This window comes from Anaerolineae bacterium (assembly GCA_016931895.1).
Classification (GTDB): domain Bacteria; phylum Chloroflexota; class Anaerolineae; order 4572-78; family J111; genus JAFGNV01.
This window is the reverse complement of sequence record JAFGDY010000315.1, coordinates 107466-121065: the sequence shown is the minus strand read 5'-3', so window position 1 is coordinate 121065 and position 13600 is coordinate 107466. Positions and strand designations below refer to the sequence as shown.

At 48.4% G+C, this 13600-nt stretch carries 10 protein-coding genes; all 10 read right to left on the bottom strand.

Annotation, left to right across the window (positions count from 1 at the left end; translation table 11 throughout):
* Positions 1-91: 91 nt before the first annotated feature.
* Positions 92-832, bottom strand: a complete 741-nt coding sequence (locus tag JW953_24375) for a hypothetical protein (GenBank protein MBN1995845.1) — start codon at positions 830-832, stop codon at positions 92-94.
* A gap of 109 nt (positions 833-941) precedes the next feature.
* The gene (locus JW953_24370) at positions 942-2354 is read right to left on the bottom strand and encodes a DUF2142 domain-containing protein (GenBank protein ID MBN1995844.1); all 1413 of its coding nucleotides are present in this window, start codon (positions 2352-2354) and stop codon (positions 942-944) included.
* Positions 2355-2457: 103 nt separating this feature from the next.
* On the bottom strand, positions 2458-3909 hold the full coding sequence (locus tag JW953_24365) for a sugar transferase (GenBank protein MBN1995843.1): 1452 nt from the start codon (positions 3907-3909) through the stop codon (positions 2458-2460).
* 91 nt (positions 3910-4000) lie between these two features.
* Positions 4001-5089 carry a hypothetical protein gene (locus JW953_24360; protein ID MBN1995842.1) on the bottom strand — a complete coding sequence of 363 codons (1089 nt, stop codon included), beginning with the start codon at positions 5087-5089 and terminating at the stop codon, positions 4001-4003.
* A 388-nt stretch (positions 5090-5477) separates the two neighbouring features.
* Positions 5478-6497, bottom strand: coding sequence for a glycosyltransferase family 2 protein (locus tag JW953_24355; protein MBN1995841.1), 1020 nt, complete (start codon positions 6495-6497; stop codon positions 5478-5480).
* A gap of 7 nt (positions 6498-6504) precedes the next feature.
* Positions 6505-7626: a glycosyltransferase family 4 protein gene (locus JW953_24350; GenBank protein ID MBN1995840.1), complete on the bottom strand. Its 1122-nt coding sequence runs from the start codon at positions 7624-7626 to the stop codon at positions 6505-6507.
* Between the two features lie 49 nt (positions 7627-7675).
* Positions 7676-9640, bottom strand: a complete 1965-nt coding sequence (asnB, locus tag JW953_24345; GenBank protein ID MBN1995839.1) for an asparagine synthase (glutamine-hydrolyzing) — start codon at positions 9638-9640, stop codon at positions 7676-7678.
* Positions 9615-10814 carry a glycosyltransferase gene (locus tag JW953_24340; protein ID MBN1995838.1) on the bottom strand — a complete coding sequence of 400 codons (1200 nt, stop codon included), beginning with the start codon at positions 10812-10814 and terminating at the stop codon, positions 9615-9617. The genes asnB (JW953_24345) and JW953_24340 overlap by 26 nt, the downstream gene beginning before the upstream one ends.
* 16 nt (positions 10815-10830) lie before the next feature.
* Positions 10831-12741, bottom strand: coding sequence for an asparagine synthase (glutamine-hydrolyzing) (gene asnB, locus JW953_24335; protein MBN1995837.1), 1911 nt, complete (start codon positions 12739-12741; stop codon positions 10831-10833).
* Between the two features lie 36 nt (positions 12742-12777).
* Positions 12778-13557, bottom strand: coding sequence for a class I SAM-dependent methyltransferase (locus JW953_24330; GenBank protein MBN1995836.1), 780 nt, complete (start codon positions 13555-13557; stop codon positions 12778-12780).
* Positions 13558-13600 lie beyond the last annotated feature (43 nt).

The window sequence follows — 13600 nt, the reverse complement described above, 5'->3', positions numbered from 1 at the left end:
TAGGGGCAGGTCTTGTGCCTGCCCAGGGCGACCACAAGGATTCGCCCCTACATATTGGGGTATGCCACGGAAAATCCCAAAGAGCCAAAAGTTACAATTTTGGTCCGGTGATCTTAAAAACCAGCGTCCAGAAAACGGCCAAAGCTATCAAATAGATAACCAGGAGGAGGATATAAAAGCAGGGCAACCCAAAGAGACAAGGCTTATGGGCAGAAAGGTGCGCCAATAACGCTTGCAAAGTGTCCAGAGCCAGGCCATTATAGTGTAGCCTGAAACCAATGTCAAAGTCGGCCTGCGCCAGCGACCCATTTTTCTGGATGAGGGGCAGCCAGATGAAATAATTCGCTTTAAAGCTAGTTGCCCTTTTTAACGGGTCAGGCTCATAGCGAGCTTTTCCGGGGGGGTAGACGTTAACGCCGCTGGCATAAACCCCCAACCTGGTTGGATAATCCAGGGACAGTGTTTCCAGGATCAGACAATAGCTACGGCCCGCCGAGTCATCAATTGGCAAAAAAGTAAAGGGGTAGGGCCGCCGGCCATTGACAATGCTGGCGTAGGGCACGGTTATTGTTTCTAAGTCTTCCCCCGCAGTGCAAGAATCTTTTAGCCGAAAGACAACCTGCCCTTCCCCTTCAACCGGGCCATCCGCCGTCAAATACAACTCAACCCGATCAAGTCCCGGGTATCTGGCTTTAAATTCCTGGGTGAGCCTGGCCTGGCCAAAAAGATAGTAGACCTGGGTTGAATATAAAGGCGAATAATTTGAAGCGCCGACCGGGATACGTTCCTTCTCCAAATACCAAACAAGCCCCAAAATCGTAGTCACCCCCACTACAATTCCCCAAAAACCTGCCCACAAACTCCTATGAGGCCGGAAGAAGAACCGCCGGTTCATTGTTTGCCTGAATGAACCCCAGGCAGCAGTTATTAGCCCACGTAATTTAGCCATAGATAGAGGGAATTAAAACAAGGGTCACGGTCAGGCTGTCGAACAAGATCAGGCCTGCCAGCCAAAGCGGCAGCGTGAGTTTATAGAGCCGGGCCGGAATGAGTTGCTGAAACCCCAAAAAAAAGTACAGAGCCAGCGGCAAAATCGCCGGGAAAAAATATCGGGAAGGCGGGCCCCACATGGCGGATTGGGTAGCGATAATGGGCGTGAAAACCGCGATTAAGGAAAAAATCAAACTCAAGAGCAGTACCAGCAGAAAATCCCTTTGATCAGGATTTAGCCTCTCTCCCCGGCCCAACCCCAAAACCTGCCGGGCCACAAAAATGATCAGGCCAAGCCCAATTAGCCCACAGATTCTCCACAAAAGCCAGGCCCACCAACCGGGGATGGGAATGTTATTCCAAGCAAACATACCCCAAAACGACACAAAAGCCCACTGCACGGTATAGAGATAAGTGGCCAACGCTTTTTGACCAAAATAATCTTTGGCCAAAATATCACGCAGCAAATCAAACGAAAGAGACAAGGTTACTGTCCTGCCGCCGCCGGAGACTTGGAAAAAAATAATCGCCATCAAAAAAGTGAACCCAACCAGGACTACTAATAAGATGAGTAACACCTTGAACTTCCATCTAAATTTACGGGCCAGATAAACAAGGCCGGCCGCCACAGAAGTGGGGGCCAAAAAGAGAGCCGTAGGTTTAACCAAAATTGCCGTTATTAGCACGGCCCCTACCCCAATTATCCTTGGCAGCGTACATCCCTCTATTAGAATTTTGGCCAAGAATAAAAAGAAGGCTGCGCTCAACAAAGTGGTCAAAACGTCGGTGTTGACTGAAGTATTAACGTGGAGATACATTGGTAAAAACAGCGGAAAACAAAAAATCGCCACAGCATACATTAATGAGCCGGGGAAAATGGTACGAACAAAAAACCATCCGATCACGAACGTAAGGGTGGTAAAAAATAGAGAAACGAAACGCAAAAGATAAAGTTGTTGCACAATATCCAAAGATTGGCTCAGAAAAGAGATGGGGGAGAGCAAAACATGATAGGTGAGCGGGTATCCATCCGCCGCAATAAGTCCCCCGGTACTGATGGCATAATAATACATAAAAGGGCTTTCAGCGGCATTAGGGCCAGGCGGGGCTGATGGAGAAAAAAGACGGGATATTTGCCAAATGCGGAAATTTTCAAAACTGCGGCGCATCTGGGGATGCATGGGGGTTTCCCGGTACACTTTTTCCGTAGGCCACAGCCCTTGCTGCGCAATTAACCTGATGGCCTCAAAGTGGGCCGGTTCATCAGGCGCCAACCACGGGGGAACAATTGAGAGGTAAAGCAATCCCCTGATAATGACCAGACTGATGAGAAGAATGAAAACCTTTTGACTCGATTCAAACATTCAAGAGAAAAATTTTCTCCCCACTTATGATAAAAAAACGGGACAGTTTTAGGGAAGGTGCCAAAAACCATATCTTGTATTCTTTCCTACTTTTCCAGCAGCTTCACGTCCCTTTTAGCAATAAGATCGTGCTTATTGTTTTTAACAAAATAACCAGGTCTAATTGAATAGATTGATGTTTGATGTAATAAAGATCGTATCTTAGTTTTTCCAGGGCATCCTTGGCCGAACGGCCATAATCATAATAAACTTGGGCCCAGCCGGTGAGGCCCGGTTTTACAGTAAGGCGAGTGCGGTAAAAAGGAATTTCATTTTGTAGTTTATCTACAAATTCTGGGCGCTCCGGCCTGGGGCCAACCAAGCTCATCTCCCCCCGCAGCACATTCACAAGTTGAGGGGTCTCATCCAGGCGAGTACGTCGCAAAAACAAACCGGCTCTGGTCACCCGCGTATCATATTTTTCAGCCCACCTTACTTGACCATCCTCCTCAGCATCAACAACCATGGAGCGCAATTTGATGAGTTTAAACTCCCGCCCCCCCCGGCCTATCCTTTTTTGACGATAAAAAATTGGGCCGGAAGAATCAAGGCGGATGACAAGGGCCAAAAAGGGCAGAAGCAAAGCAAACAAAACTAACCCAAGCAAGGCCACACATATATCCAGGCCGCGTTTGATAATACGGTAAGAAAGATTCTGGCCTTGACCATTTAAGGGCAAAGCCACAAACCAATTGTCGCCGATATGCTCAACCGGAACCCGATCGGTTAAGTGCTCATACAGATCGGCCATAGTGGTCACCCGCAGCCCTTGCTCGTAGCAGGCCAATAAACTGGCCAAGACCTCGCCCTGCAAGCTCTGGGTAATGGCCAAGATTATATCGGTGACTCGTGCTGTTTGCGCCAAGTCCATCAGGTCAGCCGTAGTGCCGGTGACCGGCACATTTTCAAAAGTTTGCTGCCGTTTGGCCGGGTCGTCATCAACAAAGCCTACCACTTCAAAATGGGCAGGGGCAAAATCCTTTAGGGTCCTGGCAATTGTCTGGCCGGCCCAGCCGGCGCCAACAATAATGGCCTTGCGCTGAAAAACCGGCATAGCAAAGGCTAACCGATATAAATGTCGCCACCCTAAAAGTAAAAAGGGGGAGATAACGGCAAAAAAGCCAATGAAGTGGCGGGGCAAAGAATAAGGATAGGGAATCAGGGCATAAACCAATAGATATAAAATGAATACCCCTAAAACTGTTTTTATCAAGGCAATGGTAGAAGCTACTGTATCAGAGGTCACCCGGGGGCGATAAGCATCGTTGGCCGAAGCAAAAACAAAATACAGCGCCATAAGGCCCACAAACCAGGGGCTATAAGCCAAAACTAATTTAAACGAGAATACCCAACCGGACCGCTGCGCCCCTAACCATAAACCGAGCAACAACGCCATAAAAACCAAAATGCCGTCTACCGCTGCCAAAATAGTTTTGTGTTCGGCCAACTGGACCGATAGAATCTGGCGGCGCGGTTGGGCAAGAGACTGCTGGGCATTCGACCTAGAGATGTACACGGGGGAGTACCTCAGTTAATCACTATCAACCGGCTGCTATTGTACTGTTAATCAGAGTTTGCAGCAAATAGTATTCTGGTGAAATTCTCACTTATTGAGCCACAATTGAATAAATACCGTAATATTTGGCCACACAATTATTGAGCCAATAGTTTGGATCTGAACCAAGATCTTCAATGCCGCCTATGGGGGGCAAAGCCGGTACGGCCAAATTCATGTGGCCCTGGGCTTTAGCGGACTTTATTCCCGCGTCCCGCTCATCCCATATTGAAGCATACATTTTGGCCATGGGGGCTAAAGAAAAAGTGCGTTTGGTAGAAGCAACCGGTCCCACTACTAAAAAAACAATCAAGAAGGCTGAAGCAAAAATAGTCCAACACGGCGATGCTTTTTTCCAGGATAACGGCAGGGACTGTTTGAGGAGAAGGCCGGCAAAATAACCCCACCCCACCATAAAACAAATAAGGAGGAATTGAGGAATCACGCCTGCCCGCGGCACCAGGGGAGAAGCGATAGCATATACCGACGGCGCAACACAGAACATGACCAGGAGGTATCCAACGACACAGGATAGGCCAAATAGCCAGAATATTTTTTTATAGTTGAGGACCAGAGGCCAGGAATGCCACTGGAATGAAAACAACAAAGGGAACAAGAATGAAACCATTACTGTCAATGGCGAACGCAAGAGAGATTCTTTTATAAATTGGAAAGTATACAAAAGGGACAATGCAATAAGTGAATAGGCATTGTTAGTAGGAGAACCCACGTGAGATTGTCGAACCTGATTACCCGGCGCAATAACTACGACAACTAAAGCCAAAACAGAGCCTATTAAACCGGCGATGAGTAAGGGCAAGGCAATACGTTTGGCAGCAGTGGGAACGCCAATTAAACATATTACCACTGCCAATAGTAACATCCCTGTTTGTAAAGCGACATAAGTTTCAGAAAATCCCCCGGCCATAAAGGTGAACCCTGCGCTAATAACTACCAACCACGGGAGAGCAACTGAATGACGGCCGATCCGCTTTAGGCTATAAGCAATAAAGCCCACATAGATAGACAAAAGAATGGGGCTGGGCAGATATTTGAGCATGCCGGTTTGCCAATAAAATGATTGGATCACATTCGGCGCGCTATCCAGGGTGGCATAGATGATAAGCTCGGCAAAAATCAAGGCAGTTACGGCCGGATATAAGCGATTCCCTTGAAAAAATTGGCGGACAGTCCAGGTAAGTCCAACTAACCAGAGAAGCAGGGCCAGGGCAGGTAAAACAGAAGGAAGGTTGGGGCCAAACAATCCGGCCACGCTGAAGGCAATTAGTGAGGAAGGCGTTCCGGTCCAGGATATGTACAAGGCCTTAACAGCCCCAAGCACACCCATAGATTGCACATTGCCGGTCAAGCAGAAATCATCAGCCAGGTATCGAGAAAAATGGCCAATATAAACATGCGCTACCAAAGCCATAGAAAAAGAAACCACAGAGAGTAAACTCCAAATTACAAATTGGGCAAAATAACGATAGGTGAGCCTGTTTTGGGGTATAAAAAAATTCATCATCACCTCACCGGTTTTGAATGGCGTTATCCAGCCTGAACCTGATAGGAATTGTTACCACTCCATACCAAAAGCCTAAACCCCAGGCAAAATGGATAACGGCAAAAACAAGGGGTAAAATGGGCCAATAACGCCAACCGTTTTGCGCAGAAAGGATGATGCTCACCACCAGGTTGGTCAACAAATAACAACCCAGCCCAAATATAAACAGCCAAAAAACAATGGGCCAAAAAACGGTCAGCAGCAAGCTGCCAAAAAGAAGGCCGACAAAAAGAGGCGGTATTGTTTGTCGCCAGCGCAGAGAAGCGGGGTGTTTTTGCACGGTGACCACTTTCCAGCGGCCGTTCTGGAAATATTGGCGCCACAAGGCCCGCAAAGAAGAACGCGGAATGTAATAAAAACGGATGGCCGGCGATAGAAACAATTTCCCGCCTGATTGTCGCACGCGGTAGTTGAATTCAAAATCTTCATTGCGCACCATGGCTTCGTCAAAAAAACCCGCCCGCTCAAAAATCTTACGCCAATACACCCCCAGAGGCACCGTATCCACAAAAGCTTCCTGCCGGGAGTAGCGGTAACGCGCATCACCGGCGCTGAATGGATGGCCCAAAGCCAACGCAATCGCCTGGCTCACATAACCCTGGCCAACCGGATGCATAACCCCGCCCACTCCGGCTGCGCCGCTACGGCGCAAGGCAGCCACACATTCTTTAACGTAATCAGGGGCCAACATACTGTGCGCGTTCACCATCCCCACAATTTGTCCCTGCGCATGCCGGATGCCGATATTCCAGGCCGCCGGAATAATTTTTTTTGGATTCTGTAATAAGCGCAGGTGAGGGTATTTGGCGGCATAATCAGCCACAATCATGCCGGCGTTGTCCGTGGATTGTCCATCAATCACCAACACTTCCAGGCAAGCCAGGGGATAATCCTGGCTAAGGATACTATCCAAACAGCGCCGGATGTGAGCAGCCTCATTCCGCATAGGGACTATCAGGGAAACAAAAGGTGTTTGATCATTCATACCCATTTCACGTTAATAAAAAAGCGTAAAGATCTAGTAGTTTTTTAGCCTCACTCTCCCAGTTATACCTTTCCAACACCGCTTGCCGTCCATTTTCGCCCATTTTACGCGCTTCCTGGGGGTGATCGAGCAAGTAGGCAATGGCTTCGGCAATCAAACAAGGATTGGCAGGCGGCACAATCAGCCCGCAATTAACTTCCTTGACCACAGCCGCAGTGAGAGGCAAATCGGTAGCCACAATGGGTAGGCCACAGGCCATATATTCAAACATCTTTACCGGAATTGCCCGGCAAAGAGCCGGGGTCGCTCTAAAGGGAATAAGCCCTATTGACGATTGGGTTAACAACTCAACGCCCTCAGAATAAGTGACTACGCCCAAATACTTTATGGACTCGTCCAGACCATAAGCCGGGATGAGTTGGTCAATGGCCGAGCCGGTTTTTTTATCGGCAACGCCGCCAACCAGGAAAATTTTTACATCTCTCTCTTTGAGCAGTAACCGGCAGGCTTCGATCAAATCCTCTATGCCGCGTTCATGCGCCAGCAGACCAAGGTAGATAAGCTGGGTGGGATTTCTGTTGGCTTGTTTTGGTAAGGCAAAGTTTTCCAACCTTGGAAGGTTTCTGATCAATATAGCGTCAGGAAGATGAATTTGCTGGCCTGGGCTGGCGATAACCACCGCGGCTAAAAACCTGGTAACCAAATACTCCAGGAGGTTATACATAAAACCCGCCAGGGGCCGTAACAACTTTGGGACCCATTCCCGCTCTTGGATAACTTCCCAATAGGCTTCGTGGCAATCATAAACAACGGGCCTTCGGCTAAACAATTGTAGGAATAGACCCACAAGCAAAAGATCAGGATCGTGAAAATGATAGACATCTGCCTTCTGAGCCAACGCAATCTTGAAAAATTCCAACCAATTGAACAACCGGCCCAATTTCCCCTTGGGTTGGGGGACACCAGTAACAAAAATTCCCTCGGAAGTTTTATGAGCGTGAATATTGGTGCCCATCAGGCTTACTTCATACCCCTCATCGGCCAAAGTTCTGGCCTGGTGTTGATAAATTCGGACATCAAAGGGAGGGTGAATGGAGGTGAGAATGACTACTTTTTTAGTGCGACTCATCAGTTATACCGTAGTTTGGATAGACAGGCTTGAGATAACGAGGGGTTTTTCAGCCGCTGCCCCATTCGTCCAGCCAGGCCTGGAACATCAATACATCCCATAGATAATAATACCAATTATATTTGCCTGAAAGATGCTCCGACCATTTTTGCCGGATCAAGTGTGGCTGAAAGTATCCCTCTTCTCGTAATCGCCGTTCAGCCAGAAGCGCCTCGGCCCAATCTCGCAACGGGCCGCGCAGCCAGGCCGCAATGGGCACGCTGAAACCTTGTTTGGGGCGCTCAATCAATTCCGCCGGCACATAATCATTTAAAATCCGGCGTAAAAGCCACTTGCTCTGACCATTTTTTACCTTCATAGACAGGGGCAACCGCCAGGCAAATTCTACCACCCGATGGTCCAGTAACGGCACGCGCACTTCAAGACTAACCCCCATACTGGCCCGGTCAACTTTGGTCAGCATGGCGTCCGGTAAATTGAGCGCGGTATCCAGGTACATCATCCGGTGCATAAAATCGGGTAAATTCGCCCAACGAGAACGGTCAGTCAGCACAGTTAGCGGTTCTTGCGCTCCTGAAAGCAGGACAGCCGGATGTTTCCAATGAGAGATTAACCAGGCATAAAACAATTCAGGTTGTTCAATTTGCAGAACTTCAGCCAAATGATAGGGTTTCTCTTCATTGAGATTGCGTGATTTAATCTTGTGCAGCAATACTGGCGCCATTTGCCTGAACAAAATTTCCCACGTATCAGGAGACAAGGTGGTTAGCGATTTTGCCGCTACCCTTTTTAGGGTAGAAGGGATGCGGCTAAGCCTGCGCCAGTTGTTCTCCCCACGAAAATACCACTTATATCCGGCAAAAAGTTCATCGCCGCCATCGCCGGATAAACTGACCGTCACATATTGCCGGGTCAGTTCAGAAACCAAAAAAGTGGGAATTTGGGAAGCATCAGCAAAAGGTTCATCATAAAGCGTGGGCAAACGAGGGATCACGCCTAAAGCCTGGTCCGGGGTTAAATAGAGTTCGGTATGTTCAGTACCCAGATGTTGGGCTACCGCCCTAGCATTTTCGGCTTCATTGTAGCCGGCCTCGTAAAAACCGATGGTAAAAGTTTTTACCGGCCGTTCGCTTTGGGCCTGCATCAAAGCCACAACTGTAGAAGAATCAAGCCCACCCGACAAAAACGTACCTAACGGTACATCCGCGACCATACGAAGTTTGACGGCGTCGCGCAATAAAGTGTCCAGGCGCATTGCCGCCTCATCTGTAGACCCCTCAAAAGGGCGGGTAAGGCTACGCTCCGCCACTTCTTTAAGAGACCAATAAGAAACAGGGGTAAGGGGGGCGGTTGGCTCTGCGGCCCGCACGGTCAGGATTGTGCCAGCCGGGAGTTTACCGATTCCCTGATAAATAGAATAAGGTGTGGGCACATACCCATGCCGCAAATAAAGGGCCAACACATCTCGGTTGACCTGGCCAGTGAAATGAGGGTGGGCGCATAAAGCCTTCAATTCAGAACCAAACAAAAACGTTTGACCCACCCAGCCGTAGTAGAGTGGTTTGATGCCCAGCCGGTCCCGCACCAGGGACAAAGTTCGTTCCTGGCGGTCCCACAAAACAAAGGCAAACATGCCAATAAACTTTTTGACGGCTGCGGGCAACCCCCACTCGCTGATAGCGGCCAACATCACTTCCGTGTCTGAGTGTCCGCGAAAAGAGTGCCCCCGCTGTACCAATTCTGGGCGTAACAACTCAAAATTGTAAATCTCACCGTTGAAAACAATCACATAACGGCCATCAGCCGAATGCATCGGCTGGCGACCTTCCGGGGAGAGGTCAATAATGGCCAACCGGCGGTGGCCCAAGGCCAGGCCCGCCACAACATCCACCCACACATCACCATTGTCAGGGCCGCGATGATGCAGCGTATGGGTCATTTGCGCCACCCTTGTTCGCAATTCGGTTGGGCCGGTTTGGCCCGATAAATCAAGAAAGCCGGTCAGTCCGCACATGCGCTATTGTTTCCTGATAGATAGAAACCATTTTCGTAGCGTGACATTCCCAGGAGAATTCTTTCACCACTTTTTCTCGACCCAGTTTTCCCATCTCCGCACAACGGGCGGGATTATTGGCCAACGACAGGATGGATTCAGCCAGGGCAGTAACATCACCGGGATGGATCAATAAGCCGGTCACGTCATTGAGCACTGCTTCCGGGATGCCCATAATTTTAGTGGCAACAACCGCTTTGGCGCAAGCCATAGCTTCAAGCACAACGTTGGGTAATCCCTCTGCATAACTTGGCAAAATCAAAAATGCACTGTTTTGTATGTAAGCCGGGATTTCGTCGGGCATAAGATGGCCCAACACCATTAACCTACCGCCCAATTGCTCCACTAATTCAGGATTGAGTTGCCGGACTTCCGGCAAAGCGGGGCCAATTATCACCAAATTGTGTTCAATCTGATCCATCAAAAGACTAAAGGCCCTGATCAAATCTTGTAAACCCTTACGCTGAATGTCGCGACCTACAAACAGAATATAAGGCCGATCCAGCATAACCTTCTGACCGGTCAATTGAAATTTTTCAACATCAACACCATTATAAACAACTTGAATGTTTCTGGGTGGTTCTAATACATCTTCAACAACCCGTTTAAGCGCCCGACTAACCGTAACAATTTGACTGGTCTGACGAATGGTTACTTTTGAGTAATATAAATTCAAATAATTTTCACGGGGATAAGTGATGGCATCGCTACCTCGGATCGTACAGACCGTAGGTAAATTCAACTTTCGACCAAGATAGACGCCAGCTAAACCATCCGGCAAGAGAGTATTACTATGAATCAGATCAAAAGCGCAATGACGGTGAAGGTTCAAGGCCAGCAAAACCGCACTACGATAGAGAGCCATTCCAGCCCCGGATCTAAACCAGGCCCCTGGCAAACGTAAATAACGAGGATAATGAACCTGGACCCCATCCAGATGAGTTTCTTTGGGAGTTAGGCCGTAATTACGCCACTTTGTCCTAAACTGGAGAAACTTGGGTGACCAAGGCACAGCCGATAAAACTGTTACCCGACAACCAACTTTTTGAATATGTTTAACCTGCTGGTGAACAAAAATACCATCGCTAGGATTATGTGGCCTGGGATAGATAGAGGATAAAACCAAAATATTCATCAACTGCTCCGCCGCGTTAAAGCTCAAACCTGCGCATCCACAGTTCTAAATTGAGCCAACGCCATACCTCGCTCAGGTCCATAGCCGGGGCGGCTAAATAATTATCTAACCGGGCTAAAACCTGGCGAGATTTGATAAATCGGCTACTGCGCAGACGATTATCTGAAAAAACTTCTTGAATATCGGCCTGCGCGGTTTGTAACCACAGCCTTTGGGGCGTGGCAAAGCCTATTTTATCCCGCCGCCAGCGCACTTGTTCCGGTAAAATTTTCATCATTGCCTGGCGTAGAATCCATTTGCTCCAACCGTTATAAAGGCGATAATCCGGCGGCAAAGAAAAAACAAATTCTACCAAACGATAATCAAGAAAAGGAACCCGGGCCTCAATAGAAAAAGCCATAGAATTACGATCTTCATAACGTAACAAAGCCGGTAAAACAAAAGCGGTGATGTCGGAATATGACTTTCCGGCCAGGCTTTGTTGAAACTTGGCTTGAGACTCGCCGGCCAAAACACGACGATGGCGCTCAAATTCTTGCTTGAAGTCGTCTTGCAAGACATCCACAGCATGATGGTTGGCCCACCAACCAAAATCTGAAACCAGCGATCTAAGCCAACGAGGTAAAGTTAGGTAGGCAACAGCAGGTAAACTTGAAAAACCAATTTTTTGGATAGCTCTTAAAGCATAGAATTCCCGTAAAAATAAATCTGCCCGCCCTCTCCGAATCAATTCCTGCAACAAAAAAGGAGGATATTTGGTATAACCCGCCAGTAATTCATCGCCGCCCTGGCCGTCGAGCAAAACCTTGACCCCTCTTTCAGCCGTACGGCGCATCACGTTCCATTGGGCGTAAATACTGGTGGAGCCAAAAGGCTCCTCTTGATGCCAGATGAGGTGAGGCATATCCACCTCAAAAAGCTGTCGCCCATTAGGGAAAACGTAATTTGCTTCGGCCCCGGTTTTTGCCAAAATTGTCTCAATAAAAGGACGTTCATCAAATCGAGCGTCATCATAACATGCGCTGAACGTTTTCTGTTGCCGGCCAACTAATTCTGGGTCTATGCCGCCGTTATCGCCAAACATCAGTTCATTGGCTATGGTCACAATTGAGGAAGAATCCAGGCCGCCACTCAAACAAGTGCCAACCGGCACATCGCTGCGCAAACGCAAGCGGACTGAATCACGAAATAATTCGGCAAATCGCTCAATGGTTTTGATCCTATTTGTCAGGTCAAGTTTACTTTCAAAATTTAAATCCCACCAACGTTTGACGGATAAATTTCCTGCCGCATCAAGCGTTAAGTAGTGAGCCGGCGGCAAACGTTTAATACCGGAAAAAAAAGTCTGGTCGTTATAATTAATATGGGTCAAGGCCAGGTAATCGTAAACGGCCTGGGGACTAACCTGCTTCGGCACGCCGGGATGCAACAGGATTGATTTTATCTCGGAGCCAAAAACAAATCGTTGGCCGTCAAAGTAGTAATGAAACGGTTTAATGCCAAAGCGGTCAATGGCGCAGAATAGCTGCCGGCGGTTTCGATCCCAGACGGCAAAGGCCCACATGCCGTTAAAATAGTTCAGGCAATCCGGGCCATACGCTTCGTAAGCGTGCAGCACTACCTCGGTATCCGTTTTGGAATGAAATTGATAGCCTCTAGCCGAGAGCGGACCGGCCAACTCCTGGTAATTATAAACTTCACCATTGTAGACCAGCCACACCGTTTCATCCTGATTGGGCATTGGCATGTGGCCAGCCGGGGAAAGGTCAATAATGCTCAAACGCCGGCTGCCCAGCCCTAAATTATTTTCAACCAAATGACCTTCATCATCCGGGCCGCGATGCCTGATACAATCCGTCATCCGTTGTAATAGTTGGTGATGAACCGGTTCTTTATTGAGATGCCAAACGCCGACAATGCCACACATTAATCCGATAACCTGCTTCCGATGAGATATGGAGTATTAAGCCTTTTTCTTTTTTGCTTGAAACGCATAGACGCTCTCCGTGGTGGGCACAACATCAACCCGAATTTCCGAGTAGCCTACTTTTTCTAACATTGAAGTTATATCCGCCAGCAGAAAATGGTGTAAATGAGGGTCTTTTCTATAAAACAGGAATTTATAAATCATTCGTGGTAGGCGCTGCGGATAGCGCAGATGTTTCAGGACACGTTTGGGCAGTGGCGGGCGGGGAGAACGTCGCTCAGGCTGCGCTGAATGACAATGTTGGATTACCAAGATAGCCCCATCCTTCTTCAAGCAGCGATACATCTCCGCCAATACCTGCTCGGGGTCAAGACAATGGTCAAGCGCAGCCGCCACCAGACAGGTATCAAACGTTTCATTGTTATAGGGCAGGTCTTCGCCAAAGCCCTCCACAAACGTCATAGGCAAATTGAAGGCTCGCTCGTAATAAACATGGTGTAAGGGGTGTGGTCCGCGCAGGAATCTTTCAAGACCGGGGTCATGCACAATGAAAACATCGGTTTCCCTGGGACTCCACCATTGCCTGAACAATCCCCATCCCCCTCCAATATCAAGGACATTGCCCTGTAACAGCCCCTTTTCCGAGAAAAAGAGGTCATACATTTTTTTGCCGTTTTGCAGATACTCTTCTGTAAAGATTTTTTTGTCTTTGGTCCAACGGAGGAAGGCGCGTTGAGCTTTTGCCCACTCTTCAAGGCTTTTTCCCTTTAAGGCCTTCGTTTCTTCTTTACGCCTCACCAGCAGAGGAGCCTGCACAAAATCAAAATCTGCCTGGGCGTCTATCTGAAAAAAATCCTTT